We start from the raw sequence: 19,241 nt of genomic DNA, 5'->3' as shown, positions 1-19,241 counted from the left end.
ATTCGGCAGTCGGATCCTTTCGCCATACGGAACGGTCAGCTCAGTCAGCACAGTCAGCAGGAGGAAGGCCATGGCGCTCGACCAGTCTTTCGTGGGGCGGACCTATCCGCCCACGGCGCCGTACGAGGTCGGCCGGGAGAAGATCCGCGAGTTCGCGACGGCGGTGGGGGACACGAATCCCGTGTACACCGACCCCGACGCGGCCAAGGCGCTGGGCCACTCCGATGTGATCGCTCCGCCGACGTTCGTGTTCGCGATCACGTTCCGGGCCGCGGGCCAGGTCGTCGAGGACCCGCAGCTCGGCCTGGACTACAGCCGGGTGGTGCACGGTGACCAGAAGTTCGCCTACACGCGGCCGGTGCGCGCGGGCGATCGCCTCTCGGTGACCTCGACCATCGAGGCGATCAAGTCCCTTGCGGGCAACGACATCCTGGACATCCGCGGTGAGGTGCACGACGAGTCCGGCGAGCACGTCGTGACGGCGTGGACGAAGCTGGTCGCCCGGGCGGCCGAGGAGGAGGGCCGATGACCGCGAGGATCGCCTACGACGAGGTCGAGGTCGGCACCGAACTGCCCGCGCAGTCCTTCCCGGTGACGCGCGCCACGCTCGTCCGGTACGCCGGTGCCTCCGGGGACTTCAACCCCATCCACTGGAACGAGAAGTTCGCCAAGGAGGTCGGGCTGCCGGACGTGATCGCGCACGGCATGTTCACCATGGCCGAGGCGATCCGCGTCGTGACGGACTGGGCCGGCGACCCGGGCGCGGTCGTGGAGTACGGGGTCCGTTTCACCAAGCCGGTGGTCGTGCCCAACGACGAGACCGGCGCCCTGATCGAGGTCGGCGCCAAGATCGGGGCGAAGCTCGACGACAACCTGGTACGGGTCGACCTGACCGCGGTCGCCGACGGGCAGAAGGTCCTCGGCATGTCCCGCGCGGTGGTCCGTCTCGCCTGAGGCTGCCGGAGAAGCACGCCGGAGAGTCCCTCCGGCGGGCCGGCCGTGGAGGGGACAGCCCGCCCCCCGATGGCCGTGCGGCCGTGTGGCGAGCCTCACGTCCTTCCCGCGTACCGCCCCGCACCCCGGGGCGCCTGCACGGGCCCCGATACTCTGGGCCCGTGCAGGAACTCCATGACGCCCCCCTCGCCCCCCTGACCACCTTCCGGCTCGGCGGGCCCGCGAACCGGCTCGTGACGGCCACTACCGACGACGAGGTGATCGCCGCCGTCCGTGAGGCGGACGCCGCCGGTGCGCCGTTGCTCGTGATCGGCGGCGGCAGCAACCTCGTCATCGGGGACAAGGGCTTCGACGGCACCGCGCTGCGGATCGCCACGAAGGGCTTCGCCCTCGACGGGACGCGTCTGGAGCTCGCCGCCGGGGAGGTCTGGAGCGACGCCGTGACGCGGACCGTCGAGGCGGGCCTGGCCGGCATCGAGTGTCTGGCGGGCATCCCGGGCTCGGCGGGTGCCACGCCCATCCAGAACGTGGGCGCGTACGGCCAGGAGGTCTCCAGCACCATCACCGAGGTGGTGGCGTACGACCGCCGCAGCGGCGAGACGGTGACCCTCGCCAACGCCGAGTGTGAATTCTCGTACCGGCACAGCAGGTTCAAGCAGTTCCCCGACCGGTTCGTCGTGCTGCGGGTCCGCTTCGAGCTGGAGGACGCGGGCGGGCTGTCCGCGCCCGTCAAGTACGCGGAGACGGCCCGCGCCCTGGGTGTCGAGGCGGGGGACCGGGTCGACGCCGCCCTCGCCCGCGAGACCGTGCTGAAGCTGCGCGCCGGCAAGGGCATGGTGCTGGACCCCGAGGACCACGACACCTGGTCGGCCGGCTCGTTCTTCACCAACCCCATCCTGACCGCGGCCGAGTACGAGACCTTCGTCGCCCGCGTGCACGACCGGCTCGGCGACGGCGCCACGCCCCCCGCGTACCCGGCGGGGGACGGCCGCACCAAGACGTCCGCCGCCTGGCTGATCGACAAGGCGGGATTCACCAAGGGCTACGGCACAGGCCCGGCGCGCATCTCCACCAAGCACACGCTCGCCCTGACGAACCGGGGCGAGGCGACGACCGAGGACCTGCTCGCACTGGCCCGCGAGGTCGTCGCCGGGGTCCGGGACGCCTTCGGTGTGACCCTCGTCAACGAGCCGGTGACGGTCGGCGTCACGATCTAGCGGGTGTCCCACGGGGGTCAGTACGCGACCCCCACCGCCTGCTTCACCGCCGCGGGGTCGTCGAGCAGCGCGAGCATCGCGTGGGCCACGTCCGCGCGGCCGATTCCCGTCGCGCCCCGCGGATTCCCGCCGACGACGGTCCGGTAGACCCCGGACACCGGGCGGTCGAGGAGCCGGGGCGGACGGACGACGGTCCAGTCCGTGGCGCTCGCCCTGACGGCGTCCTCCATGGCGGCGAGGTCCGCGTAGACGTCCCGGTAGACGGCTCCGACCAGCGGGGTGACGATCCTCCGGTTCAGGAACGGTTCACCGTCCGGGACGGGGCCCAGCGGTGAGGCGCTGACGGCGAGGAAGCGCCGCACGCCCTCCGCCTCCATGGCGCGCAGCACGGGGCGGGTGATCTTCGTCGCCGTTCCGGCGTCCTTGCGGGTGCGGGCGCCCAGTCCCGACAGCACGGCGTCCCGCCCGGTGACGGCCTCGCGCAGAGGTTCGGGGTCGTCGAGCCGGGGCGCGATGTGGACGTGGACCCCGGTGAGGGGTACGTCCAGGCGTGCGGGGTCGCGGACCACGGCGGTGACCTCGTGACCGGCGGCGACTGCCTGCCGGACGATCTCCCGGCCGATGCCGCCGGTCGCCCCGAAGACGGTCAGTCTCATGATGAACCCCCGAAGAGTAGTGGGTGAGTGCTTACTCACCTCTAGGGTGGGTAAGCACTCACCCACTCGTCAAGACCCGAACGAATGCCAGGCCTGAAAGGGGCAGTGATGCAACCCGCTCGGACCCGCATCCTCGACGCGGCGGTACAGCTCATGCGGACCGTCGGACTCGCCCGCGCGACCACCAAGGAGATCGCGAAAGCGGCGGAATGCTCGGAGGCCGCGCTCTACAAGCACTTCGCGAGCAAGGAGGACCTCTTCCTCCACGTGCTGGAGGAACGCCTCCCCAGGCTCGGCCCGCTGCTCGCCGGGCTGGCCGAGGACCCCACGGCCCGCGGCGTCGAGGAGAACCTCGTCGAGGTCGTCCGCAGCGCCGCGCTCTTCTACGAGTCCACCGTGCCCATCGGTGCGTCGCTCTTCGCGGAGCCCACCCTGCTGCGCCGCCACGCGGAGGGGGTGCGCGACCTGGGTTCCGGCCCGCACCGGCCGCTCGAAGCGCTCGCCGCGTACCTGCGCGCCGAGCAGGACGCCGGCCGGATCGCGCCCCGCGCCGACCCCGAAGCCGCCGCCGCCCTGCTCATGGGCGCCTGCATGCAGCGCGCGTTCCTGCAGGCCTTCCCCGACGGCCTGCCGGTACCGCCGCTGGACACCTTCGCGCCCGCCCTCGCCCGTACGGTCCTGAGCGGCATCGGCGGTAATTCCGTTGCCGGGGATTCTCCGGAGCCGTCACGCTGACCGGCATGACAGGACCTGTATGCAGCTGAGGCTGCGCCGCTTCCAGCCGCGTATCGGACCCAGGGAGTACCGCGTGGTGCAGCCCTGGACGCCGCTGCGCCACACCACGCTCTCGGACCCGTTCGTGGAATGGGGGAACTTCATCGGCGACCACGACGGGCTGTCCCGGCTGGCCGCCCTGTTCTCCTTCGCCGCATACTCCCGGCACACGATCGTCCACGTGCCGCTGAAGAAGGACGTGGACGACGACCTGCTGTTCCCGCTCCACTACGTCGACCTGGTGCTGGTCCACCACTCCCTGGGACTGCGCAGGTCCGAGTGGCCGGCCCTGAGGGCGCGGCTCGGCGGCGGCGCCGGCACGCCGCTCACCGTGCGCACCGACGAACGCCGCACCTCCTTCCACGCCGCCGCGTGGAAGGAGCGCGACCACCACAGGGACATGCGCGACTGGTTGCTCGCCGACGTGCGGGCGGACACGCTCTTCCTCGTCGGCAGCCGGGACGTGTTCGCCTCCGCGTCGAAGGAGTTCGAGTACGCGGCGTGCAAGGGCCCCTGGCAGAAGGACGCCGTCAAGGGCCACCGGGCGCTCGTCGCGGGCCTGGACGGGCTGCTGTGGCCCGACGACGACTGGCGGCGCCGGCCGGAGATCGCCGTCCTCTTCCAGGGCTTCCCGCCGTATCCGCACTTCAGGCGGCCGGGGCGGACCTCAGCCAGTCGTCGACCCCGTCGAGCAGCTTGACCTTCACCTCGTCCGGCGCGACCGAGGCACGGACCGACTGGCGGGCCAGTTCGGCGAGCTCCTCGTCGGTGAAGCCGTGGTGCCGGCGCGCCAGTTCGTACTGGTCGGCCAGCCGGGAGCCGAAGAGCAGCGGGTCGTCCGCGCCGAGGGCCATCGGAACGCCCGCGTCCCACAGCGTGCGCAGCGGGACGTCCTCGGGCTTCTCGTAGACGCCGAGTGCCACGTTCGAGGAGGGGCAGACCTCGCAGGTCACGCCGCGTTCGGCCAGTCTGCGCAGCAGCCGGGGGTCCTCCGCGGCCCGTACGCCGTGGCCGATCCGCGCCGCGTGCAGATCGTCCAGGCAGTCGCGGACGCTCGACGGGCCGGTGAGCTCCCCTCCGTGCGGGGCGGCCAGCAGCCCGGCCTCCCGGGCGATCGCGAAGGCCCGGTCGAAGTCGCGCGCCATGCCGCGCCGCTCGTCGTTGGAGAGGCCGAAGCCGACGACTCCCCGGTCGGCGTACCGGACCGCGAGCCGGGCGAGCGTACGGGCGTCCAGCGGGTGCTTCATGCGGTTCGCCGCGACGAGGACCCGCATACCGAGGCCGGTGTCCCGGGAGGCGGTCTCCACGGCGTCCAGGATGATCTCCAGGGCGGGGATCAGCCCGCCGAGCCGGGGCGCGTACGAGGTCGGGTCGACCTGGATCTCCAGCCAGCCGGAGCCGTCCGCGAGATCCTCCGCGGCGGCCTCGCGCACCAGCCGCCGGATGTCGTCGGCGTCACGGAGACAGGAGCGCGCCATGTCGTACAGCCGCTGGAACCGGAACCAGCCGCGTTCGTCGGTGGCCCGCAGCTTGGGGGGTTCGCCGCCGGTCAGCGCGTCGGGCAGGTGCACCCCGTGCTTGTCGGCGAGCTCCAGCAGTGTGGTGGGCCGCATCGAACCGGTGAAGTGCAGGTGCAGGTGGGCCTTCGGCAACAGGCGGACGTCTCGTACTTGCTCCATTGAGGGATCCTGCCGCACGAGTCCGCCGCGGGGCAGCCCCTTTCCCCGATCGGGTTCTTGCCCGAACGCAGTGACGGGCCCCCGGCCGAAGCCGGGAGCCCGTCCGCTCGCCTGCCGGATCCGGCAGGCGGTGCCTGAGCGCGACGCCTAGCTAGTCGCGCGCCTCCGCGAGCAGCTTCTGCATGCGGGAGACACCCTCGACCAGGTCCTCGTCGCCCAGTGCGTAGGACAGTCGCAGGTAGCCGGGCGTGCCGAAGGCCTCGCCGGGGACGACCGCGACCTCGACCTCGTCAAGGATCAGCGCGGCCAGCTCGACCGAGGTGGCGGGGCGCTTGCCGCGGATCTCCTTGCCGAGCAGACCCTTCACCGACGGGTACGCGTAGAACGCGCCCTCCGGCTCCGGGCAGACCACGCCGTCGATCTCGTTCAGCATGCGCACGATGGTGCGGCGCCGGCGGTCGAACGCGGCGCGCATCTCGGCGACCGCGTCGAGGTCGCCGGACACGGCCGCGAGGGCGGCGACCTGCGCCACGTTGGACACGTTGGAGGTGGCGTGCGACTGGAGGTTGGTCGCGGCCTTCACGACGTCCTTGGGGCCGATGACCCACCCGACCCGCCAGCCGGTCATGGCGTAGGTCTTCGCCACGCCGTTGACCACGATGCACTTGTCGCGCAGCTCGGGCACCAGGGCCGGCAGCGAGGTGAACTCGGCGTCGCCGTAGACGAGGTGCTCGTAGATCTCGTCGGTCAGCACCCACAGGCCGTGCTCGTGGGCCCAGCGGCCGATCGCCTCGGCGTCGGCACGGCTGTAGACGGCGCCGGTCGGGTTGGAGGGGGACACGAACAGGACGACCTTGGTCCGCTCGGTGCGTGCGGCCTCCAGCTGCTCGACCGAGACGCGGTAGCCGGTGGTCTCGTCGGCGACGACCTCGACGGGGACGCCGCCCGCCAGCCGGATCGACTCGGGGTAGGTGGTCCAGTACGGGGCCGGGACGATGACCTCGTCACCCGGGTCCAGGATCGCGGCGAAGGCCTCGTAGATGGCCTGCTTGCCGCCGTTCGTCACCAGGATCTCGGCGGGGTCGACCTCGTAGCCGGAGTCCCGCAGCGTCTTCGCGGCGATGGCGGCCTTGAGCTCGGGAAGGCCGCCGGCGGGCGTGTAGCGGTGGTACTTCGGGGTGCGGCAGGCTTCGACGGCGGCCTCGACGATGTAGTCGGGCGTCGGGAAGTCGGGCTCACCCGCACCGAAGCCGATCACGGGACGCCCGGCGGCCTTCAGGGCCTTGGCCTTGGCGTCGACGGCGAGGGTCGCGGACTCGGAGATCGCGCCGATGCGGGCGGAGACCCGCCGCTCGGACGCAGGAGTGGCAGCGCTCATACGAGCCATCGTCCCAGACCCGGTGGGCCCCCGGTACATGGGTTCCGAAGACCGGACACCTCCGTTCCGGAGCCGCGGGCCGGGGCCCCGGAAGCGCTTCCGGCGGTATCTGTTCGACGCCATGCCCTCTGACCACGTACACTCACTCCTCGTTGGCCCTCAGCAGCCACTCCGCCTCGTGCACTCGGAGCACTCGGTCGGATGCGGTAGGTTGGGGGAACCACAAAGGGTCGTAGCTCAATTGGTAGAGCACTGGTCTCCAAAACCAGCGGTTGGGGGTTCAAGTCCCTCCGGCCCTGCTACACACACCTTCGCCAGGATGTGTGCGCATGTACGTACTGCATTGCACCGCCGTGCGGCTCCACCGGGCGCGGCACGGCCACGACCCGGAATCAGGTGAGAAACGTGACGGACGCCGTGGGCTCCATCGACATGCCTGATGCCCAGGACGAGGCAGCAGAGTCGAAGAAGTCGCGCAAGGGCGGCAAGCGTGGGAAGAAGGGCCCGCTGGGCCGTCTCGCGCTCTTCTACCGACAGATCATCGCAGAGCTCCGCAAGGTCGTCTGGCCTACGCGTAGCCAGCTGACGACCTACACGAGCGTCGTCATCGTCTTCGTCGTCATCATGATCGCTTTCGTGACCGTGATCGACTACGGTTTCCAGGAAGCCGTCAAGTACGTCTTCGGCTGATCCCGCGAAGGGCGCCTCTCCGGCGCCCGCTTTCGCATGTTCCACCCATCTGTATCCAGGAAGAAGCAGCCACCGTGTCTGACCCGAACCTGAACGACGCCGGCGAGTCGGTCGAGTCCGCCGAGGACGAGCTCGACATCGTGGAGGCGGCCGACGAGGACCAGGCCGAAGCTGCTGACGCCGGCGAGTCCGCCGAAGAGGCCGCGGTCCACGCCGAGGACGAGGACGCCCCGACCGTCGAGGCCGAGGCTGCCGAAGAGGCCGTGGAGTCCGAGGAGGAGCCGGCCGAGGCCGCTCCCGTCGACCCGATCGAGGCGCTGCGCCAGGAGCTGCGGGGCCTCCCGGGCGAGTGGTACGTGATCCACACCTACGCGGGCTACGAGAAGCGCGTGAAGGCGAACCTGGAGCAGCGTGCCGTCTCGCTGAACGTCGAGGACTTCATCTACCAGGCCGAGGTGCCCGAGGAAGAGATCGTCCAGATCAAGAACGGCGAGCGGAAGAACGTCAAGCAGAACAAGCTCCCCGGCTATGTGCTGGTCCGCATGGACCTGACGAACGAGTCGTGGGGCGTCGTCCGCAACACGCCCGGCGTCACCGGCTTCGTGGGCAACGCCTACGACCCGTACCCGCTGACCCTGGACGAGATCGTCAAGATGCTCGCCCCCGAGGCCGAGGCGAAGGCCGCCCGTGAGGCCGCCGAGGCCGAGGGCAAGCCGGCTCCGGCCCGCAAGCTCGAGGTCCAGGTGCTGGACTTCGAGGTGGGCGACTCGGTCACCGTCACGGACGGTCCGTTCGCGACCCTCCAGGCCACGATCAACGAGATCAACGCCGACTCGAAGAAGGTCAAGGGCCTCGTCGAGATCTTCGGCCGCGAGACCCCGGTCGAGCTGAGCTTCGACCAGATCCAGAAGAACTGACTCTTTCTGGAACACGATCCTCCGAACAGGTCGGGCGGGCTTTCACAGCCGCCTGACCTGCTCGGTTTTTGGCCGCACAGTGGTACCCGTTATCGTGGTGCGGTATGCCTCCATCCGGATGACCCGGATGTGGGCGGAAAACTCTCACTAGGACCCGGAGAGAGCAATGCCTCCCAAGAAGAAGAAGGTCACGGGGCTTATCAAGCTCCAGATCCAGGCCGGCGCCGCCAACCCGGCTCCGCCGGTCGGCCCCGCGCTGGGTCAGCACGGCGTCAACATCATGGAGTTCTGCAAGGCCTACAACGCCGCGACCGAGTCGCAGCGCGGTTGGGTCATCCCGGTGGAGATCACGGTCTACGAGGACCGTTCCTTCACCTTCATCACCAAGACTCCGCCGGCGTCGCGCATGATCCTCAAGGCCGCGGGCGTGGAGAAGGGCTCCAGCGAGCCGCACAAGACCAAGGTCGCGAAGCTCACGCGTGACCAGGTCCGCGAGATCGCCACGACCAAGATGCCGGACCTGAACGCGAACGACCTGGACGCCGCCGAGAAGATCATCGCCGGCACCGCTCGTTCCATGGGCATCACGGTCGAGGGCTGACAGCCCCCGTAACCCCTTCAGTGGCAGGGCCAGCGCCGGCCCGGACCACGACTCCACGCTCAAGACAAAACAGGAGCAGAAGTGAAGCGCAGCAAGACTCTCCGCGCTGCGGACGCCAAGATCGACCGGGACAAGCTCTACGCCCCGCTCGAGGCCGTCCGTCTCGCCAAGGAGACCTCCTCCACCAAGTTCGACGGTACCGTCGAGGTGGCCCTCCGCCTGGGTGTCGACCCGCGGAAGGCCGACCAGATGGTCCGTGGCACCGTGAACCTTCCGCACGGCACCGGTAAGACCGCCCGGGTCCTGGTCTTCGCGACCGGCGACCGTGCCGAGGCCGCGCGTGCCGCGGGCGCCGACATCGTCGGCGCCGACGAGCTGATCGACGAGGTCGCGAAGGGCCGCCTGGACTTCGACTCGGTCGTCGCCACCCCGGACCTCATGGGCAAGGTCGGCCGCCTCGGCCGTGTGCTCGGTCCGCGTGGTCTGATGCCGAACCCGAAGACCGGCACCGTGACGATGGACGTGGCCAAGGCGGTCACCGAGATCAAGGGCGGCAAGATCGAGTTCCGCGTCGACAAGCACTCGAACCTGCACTTCATCATCGGCAAGGTGTCCTTCGACGACACCAAGCTGGTGGAGAACTACGGCGCCGCGCTGGAGGAGATCCTCCGTCTGAAGCCGTCCGCCGCCAAGGGCCGGTACGTCAAGAAGGCCTCCATCACCACCACGATGGGCCCCGGCGTCCCGGTCGACCCCAACCGCACCCGCAACCTCCTCGTCGAGGAGGACCCGGCCGCGGTCTGAGCCTGACGGCTCACCGAGTGGCATCGGGCCCCGCACCTTCCACAGGTGCGGGGCCCGATTTGCTTGTCGGCACCCCCTTCACGTACTGTTCCACGGAAGCCAAAGACCGCTGGTTGTCGCTGTTCCCGTGAGGGGGCGGTGGCCGAAGGATCCGCTGAACGTGGACGGCCCGCGCAGGTGACAGAGGAGAGCTCCCGGACATCGTCCGGTCGAGCGAAGCCCCGTGCGCCTGCGCCCGGGGCGTTTCGTTTTGTCAGCTCCTTCCGAGCGGTCCTCATCACCCGGAAGGAGGCCGACGCTCTATGGCAAGGCCCGACAAGGCTGCCGCGGTAGCCGAGATTGCGGAGCAGTTCCGCAGCTCGAACGCTGCTGTGCTGACCGAGTACCGGGGTCTCACCGTTGCGCAGCTGAAGACGCTGCGCCGCTCGCTCGGTGAGAACGCCCAGTACGCCGTGGTGAAGAACACGCTGACCAAGATTGCGGCCAACGAGGCCGGGATCACCGCGCTCGACGAGCACTTCGCTGGTCCGACCGCGGTCGCCTTCGTCACCGGTGACCCGGTGACGTCGGCCAAGGCCCTGCGTGACTTCGCCAAGGACAACCCGAATCTCATCATCAAGGCCGGTGTCCTTGAGGGCAAGGCGCTCTCCGCCGATGAGATCAAGAAGCTTGCGGACCTCGAGTCCCGCGAGGTTCTGCTCAGCAAGCTGGCCGGCGCGTTCAAGGGCAAGCAGTCCCAGGCTGCCTCGCTCTTCCAGGCGCTGCCGTCGAAGTTCGTCCGCACCGCGGAAGCGCTTCGCGTCAAGCTCGCCGAGCAGGGCGGTGCCGAGTAATTCGGCTCGCGCATTGATCCGCGCCGCCTAGTGCGCGGGTCGTAGCGGGCCGTTACGCCCGCCTTTCGATACATCTCGGCACCTGCCGAATTAGTGGAAGGATCGCCCATCATGGCGAAGCTCTCTCAGGAAGACCTGCTCGCTCAGTTCGAGGAGATGACCCTCATCGAGCTCTCCGAGTTCGTGAAGGCCTTCGAGGAGAAGTTCGACGTCACCGCCGCCGCCGCGGTCGCCGTTGCCGGCCCCGCCGGCCCGGGCGTCGCTCCCGAGCAGGAGGAGGAGAAGGACGAGTTCGACGTCATCCTCACCGGCGCCGGCGACAAGAAGATCCAGGTCATCAAGGTCGTGCGTGAGCTGACCTCCCTGGGTCTGAAGGAGGCCAAGGACCTCGTCGACGGCACCCCGAAGCCGGTCCTCGAGAAGGTCAACAAGGAGGCCGCCGAGAAGGCTGCCGAGTCCCTCAAGGCTGCCGGTGCGGCCGTCGAGGTCAAGTGACCTTGTTGAGTCTCTGACTCGCTGCCAAGCGCCGCAGGGCGCGTGGCATCACCAAGGGCGATCACCCGTTCGGGTGGTCGCCCTTCGGTGTTCCGGGCGGCGCTGCGTTGCCATGTCGTTGTCGGCGGGTATGGTGATCTTCGCCGTGCGCCCCGTACAGTCCCCCACAGGCCGTGACGATCGCAGGAGCCCGGGTGGCCTGGGGGGCCTTGACGAACCGCACGCAGCGCGCAATTCTCAGGACGCGTCGTCACAACGATCCGGATCCGAGGCATGGATCGACGGCGAAGAGGGAAGCTTTGTCGCAGGTGTTGAGAAGAACGAGGGTCTCTCAGAACCCGCACTGGACATCAGTGGGCCGTATGGCTACACTGACCCTTTGCGCTGCCTGTTAGCTGCCTCCTGCCCGTCACCAGGGGCATGCCCACGCTGGAGCATCATCGGCCGAACCGTCCTGACCTGGCCTTTTGGCCGGATCGGGATCGTCCGTCATGGTGCCTGGCTTGGGACCGGTACGCGCGTAGTGAGTCCGAGCCCTCGGAAGGACCCCCTCTTGGCCGCCTCGCGCAACGCCTCGACCGCCAATACGAACACCGGCGCCAGCACCGCCCCGCTGCGCATCTCCTTTGCAAAGATCAAGGAGCCCCTCGAGGTTCCGAACCTCCTTGCGCTGCAAACCGAGAGCTTCGACTGGCTGCTCGGCAACGCCGCATGGAAGGCTCGCGTCGAGGCAGCTCTCGAGAATGGACAGGACGTCCCCACCAAGTCCGGTCTGGAAGAGATCTTCGAGGAGATCTCGCCGATCGAGGACTTCTCCGGGTCGATGTCGCTGACTTTCCGCGACCACCGTTTCGAGCCGCCGAAGAACTCCATCGACGAGTGCAAGGAGCGCGACTTCACGTACGCGGCGCCGCTCTTCGTCACCGCAGAGTTCACCAACAACGAGACCGGTGAGATCAAGTCCCAGACGGTCTTCATGGGCGACTTCCCGCTCATGACGAACAAGGGCACGTTCGTCATCAACGGCACCGAGCGTGTCGTGGTGTCGCAGCTGGTCCGCTCGCCGGGTGTCTACTTCGACTCCTCCATCGACAAGACGTCCGACAAGGACATCTTCTCCGCCAAGATCATCCCCTCCCGGGGTGCCTGGCTGGAGATGGAGATCGACAAGCGCGACATGGTCGGTGTCCGTATCGACCGCAAGCGCAAGCAGTCCGTCACGGTCCTCCTGAAGGCGCTCGGCTGGACCACCGAGCAGATCCTCGAGGAGTTCGGCGAATACGAGTCGATGCGCGCCACCCTGGAGAAGGACCACACCCAGGGCCAGGACGACGCGCTGCTCGACATCTACCGCAAGCTGCGCCCGGGCGAGCCCCCGACGCGTGAGGCCGCGCAGACGCTGCTCGAGAACCTCTACTTCAACCCGAAGCGCTACGACCTCGCGAAGGTCGGCCGCTACAAGGTCAACAAGAAGCTCGGCGCCGACGAGCCGCTGAACGCCGGCGTGCTCACCACCGCCGACGTCATCGCCACCATCAAGTACCTGGTCAAGCTGCACGCGGGCGAGACCGAGACGGTCGGCGAGAACGGCAACTCGATCGTCGTCGAGACCGACGACATCGACCACTTCGGCAACCGTCGTCTGCGCAACGTCGGCGAGCTCATCCAGAACCAGGTCCGCACGGGTCTGGCGCGTATGGAGCGCGTCGTGCGCGAGCGCATGACCACCCAGGACGTCGAGGCGATCACGCCGCAGACCCTGATCAACATCCGGCCGGTCGTCGCCTCCATCAAGGAGTTCTTCGGCACCAGCCAGCTGTCCCAGTTCATGGACCAGAACAACCCGCTGTCGGGTCTGACCCACAAGCGCCGTCTGTCGGCGCTGGGCCCCGGCGGTCTGTCCCGTGAGCGGGCCGGCTTCGAGGTCCGTGACGTGCACCCGTCGCACTACGGCCGCATGTGCCCGATCGAGACCCCTGAGGGTCCGAACATCGGTCTGATCGGTTCGCTCGCGTCGTACGGCCGTGTCAACGCGTTCGGTTTCGTCGAGACCCCGTACCGCAAGGTGGTCGACGGCCAGGTCACCGACGAGGTCGACTACCTGACCGCCGACGAGGAGGACCGCTTCGTCATCGCGCAGGCCAACGCCGCGCTGAACGAGGACCTCCGCTTCGCCGAGCCCCGCGTGCTGGTCCGCCGCCGTGGCGGCGAGGTCGACTACGTGTCGCCGGCGGACGTGGACTACATGGACGTCTCCCCGCGCCAGATGGTGTCGGTCGCGACCGCCATGATCCCGTTCCTCGAGCACGACGACGCCAACCGTGCCCTCATGGGCGCGAACATGATGCGCCAGGCCGTGCCGCTGATCACGGCGGAGTCGCCGCTGGTCGGTACCGGCATGGAGTACCGCTGCGCCGTCGACGCCGGTGACGTCATCAAGGCCGAGAAGGACGGTGTGGTCCAGGAGGTCTCCGCGGACTACATCACCGTCGCGAACGACGACGGCACGTACACCACGTACCGCGTCGCGAAGTTCTCCCGGTCCAACCAGGGCACCTCCGTCAACCAGAAGGTCGTCGTCGACGAGGGCGACCGCGTCGTCGAGGGCCAGGTCCTCGCCGACGGCCCGGCCACCCAGCAGGGTGAGATGGCCCTCGGCAAGAACCTGCTCGTGGCGTTCATGCCGTGGGAGGGTCACAACTACGAGGACGCGATCATCCTGTCGCAGCGCCTCGTGCAGGACGACGTCCTCTCCTCGATCCACATCGAGGAGCACGAGGTCGACGCCCGTGACACCAAGCTCGGCCCGGAGGAGATCACCCGGGACATCCCGAACGTCTCCGAGGAGGTCCTCGCCGACCTCGACGAGCGCGGCATCATCCGCATCGGTGCCGAGGTCGTCGCCGGCGACATCCTGGTCGGCAAGGTCACCCCGAAGGGTGAGACCGAGCTGACCCCGGAGGAGCGCCTGCTCCGCGCGATCTTCGGTGAGAAGGCCCGTGAGGTCCGTGACACCTCGCTGAAGGTGCCGCACGGCGAGACCGGCAAGGTCATCGGCGTCCGCGTCTTCGACCGCGAGGAGGGCGACGAGCTGCCGCCGGGCGTGAACCAGCTGGTCCGCGTCTACGTCGCGCAGAAGCGCAAGATCACCGACGGTGACAAGCTCGCCGGCCGTCACGGCAACAAGGGCGTCATCTCCAAGATCCTCCCGATCGAGGACATGCCGTTCCTGGAGGACGGCACCCCGGTCGACATCATCCTCAACCCGCTGGGTGTCCCGTCCCGAATGAACCCGGGACAGGTCCTGGAGATCCACCTCGGCTGGCTCGCCAGCCGCGGCTGGGACGTCTCCGGCCTCGCCGACGAGTGGGCCCAGCGCCTCCAGGCCATCGGCGCCGACCAGGTCGCCCCGGGCACCAACGTCGCGACCCCGGTCTTCGACGGTGCCCGCGAGGACGAGCTGGCCGGTCTGCTCCAGCACACCATCCCGAACCGGGACGGTGACCGCATGGTGCTGCCGACCGGTAAGGCCCGGCTGTTCGACGGCCGCTCCGGCGAGCCGTTCCCGGACCCGATCTCGGTCGGGTACATGTACATCCTCAAGCTGCACCACCTGGTCGATGACAAGCTGCACGCCCGGTCGACCGGTCCGTACTCGATGATCACCCAGCAGCCGCTGGGTGGTAAGGCCCAGTTCGGTGGCCAGCGCTTCGGTGAGATGGAGGTGTGGGCGCTGGAGGCTTACGGCGCCGCGTACGCCCTCCAGGAGCTGCTGACCATCAAGTCCGACGACGTCACCGGCCGTGTGAAGGTCTACGAGGCCATCGTCAAGGGCGAGAACATTCCTGAGCCCGGCATCCCCGAGTCCTTCAAGGTGCTCATCAAGGAGATGCAGTCCCTGTGCCTCAACGTGGAGGTGCTGTCCTCGGACGGCATGTCCATCGAGATGCGCGACACCGACGAGGACGTCTTCCGCGCGGCGGAGGAGCTCGGCATCGACCTGTCCCGGCGCGAGCCGAGCAGCGTCGAAGAGGTCTGACGGGTCTGGCGGGGACTCTCACGAAGAGCCCCCGCCTCCCCGGGACCCCGTACAGACCAAGATTGAGACTCGACCCCGAAAGAGGGATTGACGAACAGTGCTCGACGTCAACTTCTTCGACGAGCTGCGGATCGGCCTGGCGACCGCGGACGACATCCGACAGTGGTCCCACGGTGAGGTCAAGAAGCCGGAGACCATCAACTACCGCACCCTGAAGCCCGAGAAGGACGGACTCTTCTGCGAGAAGATCTTCGGCCCCACCCGGGACTGGGAGTGCTACTGCGGCAAGTACAAGCGCGTCCGCTTCAAGGGCATCATCTGCGAGCGCTGTGGCGTCGAGGTGACCCGCGCCAAGGTGCGTCGTGAGCGGATGGGCCACATCGAGCTGGCCGCTCCCGTCACCCACATCTGGTACTTCAAGGGCGTTCCGTCGCGGCTGGGCTACCTGCTCGACCTCGCCCCGAAGGACCTGGAGAAGGTCATCTACTTCGCGGCGTACATGATCACGTACGTCGACGAGGAGCGCCGCACCCGTGACCTGCCCTCGCTGGAGGCCCACGTCTCCGTCGAGCGCCAGCAGATCGAGAACCGTCGCGACGCCGACGTGGAGGCCCGCGCCAAGAAGCTCGAGACGGACCTCGCCGAGCTCGAGGCGGAGGGCGCCAAGGCCGACGTGCGCCGCAAGGTGCGCGAGGGTGCCGAGCGCGAGATGAAGCAGCTGCGCGACCGTGCCCAGCGCGAGGCCGACCGCCTCGACGAGGTGTGGAGCCGCTTCAAGAACCTCAAGGTCCAGGACCTGGAGGGCGACGAGCTGCTCTACCGCGAGCTGCGTGACCGCTTCGGCACGTACTTCGACGGTTCGATGGGTGCCGCGGCGCTGCAGAAGCGCCTGGAGTCCTTCGACCTGGAGGAGGAGGCCGAGCGCCTCCGCGAGATCATCCGTACCGGCAAGGGCCAGAAGAAGACCCGTGCGCTCAAGCGCCTCAAGGTCGTCTCCGCCTTCCTGCAGACCAGCAACAGCCCCAAGGGCATGGTGCTGGACTGCGTCCCGGTGATCCCGCCGGACCTGCGTCCGATGGTGCAGCTGGACGGTGGCCGCTTCGCGACCTCCGACCTGAACGACCTGTACCGCCGTGTGATCAACCGCAACAACCGACTGAAGCGTCTGCTCGACCTCGGTGCCCCCGAGATCATCGTGAACAACGAGAAGCGGATGCTCCAGGAGGCCGTCGACGCGCTGTTCGACAACGGCCGCCGCGGCCGCCCGGTCACGGGCCCCGGCAACCGTCCGCTGAAGTCCCTCAGCGACATGCTGAAGGGCAAGCAGGGTCGATTCCGTCAGAACCTGCTCGGCAAGCGTGTCGACTACTCGGCGCGTTCCGTCATCGTCGTCGGCCCGCAGCTGAAGCTGCACCAGTGCGGTCTGCCCAAGGCCATGGCGCTGGAGCTCTTCAAGCCGTTCGTGATGAAGCGCCTGGTCGACCTGAACCACGCGCAGAACATCAAGTCGGCGAAGCGCATGGTCGAGCGCGGCCGCACGGTCGTGTACGACGTGCTCGAAGAGGTCATCGCCGAGCACCCGGTGCTGCTGAACCGTGCACCGACCCTGCACCGCCTCGGCATCCAGGCCTTCGAGCCGCAGCTGGTCGAGGGCAAGGCCATCCAGATCCACCCGCTCGTCTGCACCGCGTTCAACGCGGACTTCGACGGTGACCAGATGGCCGTGCACCTGCCGCTGTCCGCGGAGGCGCAGGCCGAGGCCCGCATCCTGATGCTGTCCTCGAACAACATCCTCAAGCCCGCCGACGGCCGTCCGGTGACCATGCCGACCCAGGACATGGTGCTGGGCCTGTTCTTCCTCACCACCGACGAGGAGGAGCGGGAGGTCCGCGGCGAGGGCCGTTCGTTCAACTCCACCGCCGAGGCGATCATGGCGTTCGACGCCCGGGAGCTCTCGCTCCAGGCGAAGATCGACATCCGCTTCCCGATCGGCACCGTCCCGCCGCGCGGCTGGACCCCGCCGGTGGACGAGGACGGCGAGACCACCTGGCAGCAGGGCGACAGCTTCCGGCTGAAGACCACGCTGGGCCGGGCGCTGTTCAACGAGCTGCTGCCCGAGGACTACCCGTTCGTCGACTACTCGGTGGGCAAGAAGCAGCTCTCCGAGATCGTCAACGACCTGGCCGAGCGCTACCCCAAGGTCATCGTGGCGGCGACGCTCGACAACCTGAAGGCGGCCGGCTTCTACTGGGCGACCCGTTCCGGTGTCACCGTCGCCATCTCGGACGTCGTCGTCCCCGAGGCCAAGAAGGCGATCGTCGCCGACTACGAGGCCCGGGACGAGAAGGTCCAGAAGCAGTACGAGCGCGGTCTGATCACCAAGGAGGAGCGCACCCAGGAGCTCATCCAGATCTGGACCGAGGCGACCAACAAGGTCGCCGAGGCGATGAACGAGAACTTCCCCAAGACGAACCCCATCTTCATGATGGTTGACTCGGGTGCCCGAGGAAACATGATGCAGATGCGGCAGATCGCCGGTATGCGTGGTCTGGTGTCGAACGCGAAGAACGAGACCATCCCGCGGCCCATCAAGGCGTCGTTCCGTGAGGGTCTCTCCGTGCTGGAGTACTTCATCTCCACCCACGGTGCCCGTAAGGGTCTCGCCGACACCGCTCTGCGTACCGCCGACTCGGGTTACCTGACCCGTCGTCTGGTGGACGTCTCGCAGGACGTCATCATCCGCGAGGAGGACTGCGGCACCGACCGCGGCCTCAAGCTGAAGATCGCCGTCAGGTCCGAAGAGGGCGTGCTGCGCAAGGCCGACGACGTCGAGACCAGCGTGTACGCGCGCTGCCTCGCCGAGGACGTCGTCGTCGACGGCAAGGTGCTCGCCCCCGCGGGCGTGGATCTCGGTGACGTGCTCATCGGCCAGCTGGTCGCGGCCGGCGTGGAGGAGGTCAAGACCCGCTCGGTCCTGACCTGTGAGTCCGCCGTCGGTACCTGCGCCATGTGCTACGGCCGTTCGCTCGCCACCGGCAAGCTGGTCGACATCGGTGAGGCGGTCGGCATCATCGCCGCGCAGTCCATCGGTGAGCCCGGTACCCAGCTGACGATGCGTACCTTCCACACCGGTGGTGTGGCCGGTGACGACATCACCCAGGGTCTGCCGCGTGTCGTCGAGCTCTTCGAGGCCCGTACCCCGAAGGGTGTCGCCCCGATCTCCGAGGCCTCCGGCCGCGTCCGGATCGAGGAGACCGAGAAGACCAAGAAGATCGTCGTCACCCCGGACGACGGCAGCGACGAGACGGCGTACCCGATCTCGAAGCGTGCCCGTCTGCTGGTGGGCGAGGGCGACCACGTCGAGGTGGGCCAGAAGCTCACCGTGGGTGCCACCAACCCGCACGACGTGCTGCGCATCCTCGGCCAGCGGGCCGTCCAGGTCCACCTGGTCGGCGAGGTCCAGAAGGTCTACAACTCGCAGGGTGTGTCGATCCACGACAAGCACATCGAGATCATCATCCGGCAGATGCTGCGCCGTGTGACGATCATCGAGTCCGGCGACGCGGAGCTGCTGCCGGGCGAGCTCGTGGAGCGCTCGAAGTTCGAGACCGAGAACCGTCGTGTGGTCACCGAGGGCGGTCACCCCGCCTCCGGCCGTCCGCAGCTGATGGGTATCACCAAGGCCTCGCTCGCCACCGAGTCGTGGCTGTCGGCGGCGTCCTTCCAGGAGACGACCCGGGTTCTGACCGACGCGGCGATCAACGCCAAGTCGGACTCCCTGATCGGCCTCAAGGAGAACGTCATCATCGGTAAGCTCATCCCGGCCGGTACGGGTCTGTCCCGCTACCGCAACATCCGGGTCGAGCCGACCGAGGAGGCCAAGGCCGCGATGTACTCGGCCGTCGGCTACGACGACATCGACTACTCGCCGTTCGGCACCGGCTCCGGCCAGGCCGTTCCGCTGGAGGACTACGACTACGGTCCGTACAACCAGTAAGGCGGCTCACGTCTGACGAAGGGCGGTCACCCCGTGGGGTGGCCGCCCTTCGGCGTGTGGTGCGGCGACCGCGCGGTCACGGCGGAGCCGGAGGCGGCCTGGCCACGCGGGGCCGGCCACTTCTTCCGGCCAAGGGACGAATGTGCCCGCTGCCGAGCCGGCGGGACCGTCGGCACGGGCGGGCCGAAGGGTGCTCGGATCACCGAC

The 19,241-nt window shown here is 68.5% G+C and carries 16 protein-coding genes and 1 tRNA gene; 14 read left to right on the top strand and 3 right to left on the bottom strand.

Annotated elements, in window-relative coordinates; translation table 11 throughout:
• The first annotated feature begins 70 nt into the window (after window positions 1-70).
• The 3 genes from ACZ4Z5_RS19915 (at window position 71) to ACZ4Z5_RS19905 (ending at window position 2,171) form a co-directional block, all read left to right on the top strand.
• The gene (locus ACZ4Z5_RS19915) at window positions 71-529 is read left to right on the top strand and encodes an FAS1-like dehydratase domain-containing protein (protein ID WP_468264489.1); all 459 of its coding nucleotides are present in this window, start codon (window positions 71-73) and stop codon (window positions 527-529) included.
• On the top strand, window positions 526-954 hold the full coding sequence (locus tag ACZ4Z5_RS19910) for a MaoC family dehydratase (RefSeq protein ID WP_468264487.1): 429 nt from the start codon (window positions 526-528) through the stop codon (window positions 952-954). Before ACZ4Z5_RS19915 ends, ACZ4Z5_RS19910 begins: the two co-directional genes overlap by 4 nt.
• A 161-nt stretch (window positions 955-1,115) precedes the next feature.
• Entirely contained in the window at window positions 1,116-2,171 is a 1,056-nt protein-coding gene (locus tag ACZ4Z5_RS19905) for a UDP-N-acetylmuramate dehydrogenase (protein ID WP_468264485.1), read from the top strand.
• 17 nt (window positions 2,172-2,188) lie between these two features.
• Here the strand turns inward: ACZ4Z5_RS19905 and ACZ4Z5_RS19900 are convergent, their stop codons facing one another.
• Window positions 2,189-2,827, bottom strand: coding sequence for an NAD(P)-dependent oxidoreductase (locus ACZ4Z5_RS19900; protein WP_468264483.1), 639 nt, complete (start codon window positions 2,825-2,827; stop codon window positions 2,189-2,191).
• Window positions 2,828-2,935: 108 nt separating this feature from the next.
• On the opposite strand from ACZ4Z5_RS19900, the gene ACZ4Z5_RS19895 reads away from it, so the two are divergent.
• Both ACZ4Z5_RS19895 and ACZ4Z5_RS19890 read left to right on the top strand, forming a co-directional pair.
• Window positions 2,936-3,562 (top strand): TetR/AcrR family transcriptional regulator, encoded by a 627-nt coding sequence (locus ACZ4Z5_RS19895; RefSeq protein WP_468264481.1) that lies wholly within the window; start codon window positions 2,936-2,938, stop codon window positions 3,560-3,562.
• Between the two features lie 19 nt (window positions 3,563-3,581).
• Window positions 3,582-4,301, top strand: coding sequence for a hypothetical protein (locus ACZ4Z5_RS19890; RefSeq protein ID WP_468264479.1), 720 nt, complete (start codon window positions 3,582-3,584; stop codon window positions 4,299-4,301).
• Here ACZ4Z5_RS19890 and ACZ4Z5_RS19885 read toward each other — a convergent pair.
• A complete protein-coding gene (locus ACZ4Z5_RS19885) occupies window positions 4,249-5,280 on the bottom strand; it encodes an adenosine deaminase (RefSeq protein WP_468264477.1) in 1,032 nt (343 codons plus the stop codon). The genes ACZ4Z5_RS19890 and ACZ4Z5_RS19885 overlap by 53 nt on opposite strands.
• A gap of 151 nt (window positions 5,281-5,431) precedes the next feature.
• Window positions 5,432-6,658, bottom strand: a complete 1,227-nt coding sequence (locus tag ACZ4Z5_RS19880) for a pyridoxal phosphate-dependent aminotransferase (RefSeq protein WP_468264475.1) — start codon at window positions 6,656-6,658, stop codon at window positions 5,432-5,434.
• A gap of 226 nt (window positions 6,659-6,884) precedes the next feature.
• On the opposite strand from ACZ4Z5_RS19880, the gene ACZ4Z5_RS19875 reads away from it, so the two are divergent.
• The 9 genes from ACZ4Z5_RS19875 (at window position 6,885) to ACZ4Z5_RS19835 (ending at window position 19,034) form a co-directional block, all read left to right on the top strand.
• Window positions 6,885-6,957 (top strand) — tRNA-Trp (locus ACZ4Z5_RS19875).
• Window positions 6,958-7,063: 106 nt separating this feature from the next.
• Window positions 7,064-7,348, top strand: a complete 285-nt coding sequence (secE, locus tag ACZ4Z5_RS19870; protein ID WP_468264473.1) for a preprotein translocase subunit SecE — start codon at window positions 7,064-7,066, stop codon at window positions 7,346-7,348.
• A gap of 74 nt (window positions 7,349-7,422) precedes the next feature.
• Window positions 7,423-8,265: a transcription termination/antitermination protein NusG gene (gene nusG / locus ACZ4Z5_RS19865; protein WP_468264471.1), complete on the top strand. Its 843-nt coding sequence runs from the start codon at window positions 7,423-7,425 to the stop codon at window positions 8,263-8,265.
• 166 nt (window positions 8,266-8,431) lie between these two features.
• Window positions 8,432-8,866, top strand: coding sequence for a 50S ribosomal protein L11 (gene rplK / locus ACZ4Z5_RS19860; protein WP_468264469.1), 435 nt, complete (start codon window positions 8,432-8,434; stop codon window positions 8,864-8,866).
• An 81-nt stretch (window positions 8,867-8,947) separates the two neighbouring features.
• The gene (gene rplA / locus ACZ4Z5_RS19855; protein ID WP_468264467.1) at window positions 8,948-9,670 is read left to right on the top strand and encodes a 50S ribosomal protein L1; all 723 of its coding nucleotides are present in this window, start codon (window positions 8,948-8,950) and stop codon (window positions 9,668-9,670) included.
• A gap of 302 nt (window positions 9,671-9,972) precedes the next feature.
• Window positions 9,973-10,503, top strand: coding sequence for a 50S ribosomal protein L10 (rplJ, locus tag ACZ4Z5_RS19850; protein ID WP_468264465.1), 531 nt, complete (start codon window positions 9,973-9,975; stop codon window positions 10,501-10,503).
• Between the two features lie 111 nt (window positions 10,504-10,614).
• Window positions 10,615-10,998 carry a 50S ribosomal protein L7/L12 gene (rplL, locus tag ACZ4Z5_RS19845; protein ID WP_468264463.1) on the top strand — a complete coding sequence of 128 codons (384 nt, stop codon included), beginning with the start codon at window positions 10,615-10,617 and terminating at the stop codon, window positions 10,996-10,998.
• 553 nt (window positions 10,999-11,551) lie between these two features.
• Window positions 11,552-15,037 (top strand): DNA-directed RNA polymerase subunit beta, encoded by a 3,486-nt coding sequence (gene rpoB, locus ACZ4Z5_RS19840; protein ID WP_468264461.1) that lies wholly within the window; start codon window positions 11,552-11,554, stop codon window positions 15,035-15,037.
• Window positions 15,038-15,134: 97 nt separating this feature from the next.
• Window positions 15,135-19,034, top strand: coding sequence for a DNA-directed RNA polymerase subunit beta' (locus tag ACZ4Z5_RS19835; protein WP_468264459.1), 3,900 nt, complete (start codon window positions 15,135-15,137; stop codon window positions 19,032-19,034).
• Window positions 19,035-19,241: the final 207 nt, after the last annotated feature.

The sequence above is a fragment of the Streptomyces sp. NPDC030222 genome, from assembly GCF_055573115.1.
Note: the sequence above shows the minus strand (reverse complement) of the source record. Positions and strands in the feature narration are given on the sequence as shown.

What these genes read in the sequence shown, in the direction of transcription:
- ACZ4Z5_RS19915 (WP_468264489.1), top strand. Translation starts at nt 71, where the DNA reads ATGGCGCTCGACCAGTCTTTCGTGGGGCGGACCTATCCGCCCACGGCG.
- ACZ4Z5_RS19910 (WP_468264487.1), top strand. Translation starts at nt 526, where the DNA reads ATGACCGCGAGGATCGCCTACGACGAGGTCGAGGTCGGCACCGAACTG.
- ACZ4Z5_RS19900 (WP_468264483.1), bottom strand. Translation starts at nt 2,827, where the DNA reads ATGAGACTGACCGTCTTCGGGGCGACCGGCGGCATCGGCCGGGAGATC.
- ACZ4Z5_RS19895 (WP_468264481.1), top strand. Translation starts at nt 2,936, where the DNA reads ATGCAACCCGCTCGGACCCGCATCCTCGACGCGGCGGTACAGCTCATG.
- ACZ4Z5_RS19890 (WP_468264479.1), top strand. Translation starts at nt 3,582, where the DNA reads ATGCAGCTGAGGCTGCGCCGCTTCCAGCCGCGTATCGGACCCAGGGAG.
- ACZ4Z5_RS19885 (WP_468264477.1), bottom strand. Translation starts at nt 5,280, where the DNA reads ATGGAGCAAGTACGAGACGTCCGCCTGTTGCCGAAGGCCCACCTGCAC.
- ACZ4Z5_RS19880 (WP_468264475.1), bottom strand. Translation starts at nt 6,658, where the DNA reads ATGAGCGCTGCCACTCCTGCGTCCGAGCGGCGGGTCTCCGCCCGCATC.
- rplK (WP_468264469.1), top strand. Translation starts at nt 8,432, where the DNA reads ATGCCTCCCAAGAAGAAGAAGGTCACGGGGCTTATCAAGCTCCAGATC.
- rplJ (WP_468264465.1), top strand. Translation starts at nt 9,973, where the DNA reads ATGGCAAGGCCCGACAAGGCTGCCGCGGTAGCCGAGATTGCGGAGCAG.
- rplL (WP_468264463.1), top strand. Translation starts at nt 10,615, where the DNA reads ATGGCGAAGCTCTCTCAGGAAGACCTGCTCGCTCAGTTCGAGGAGATG.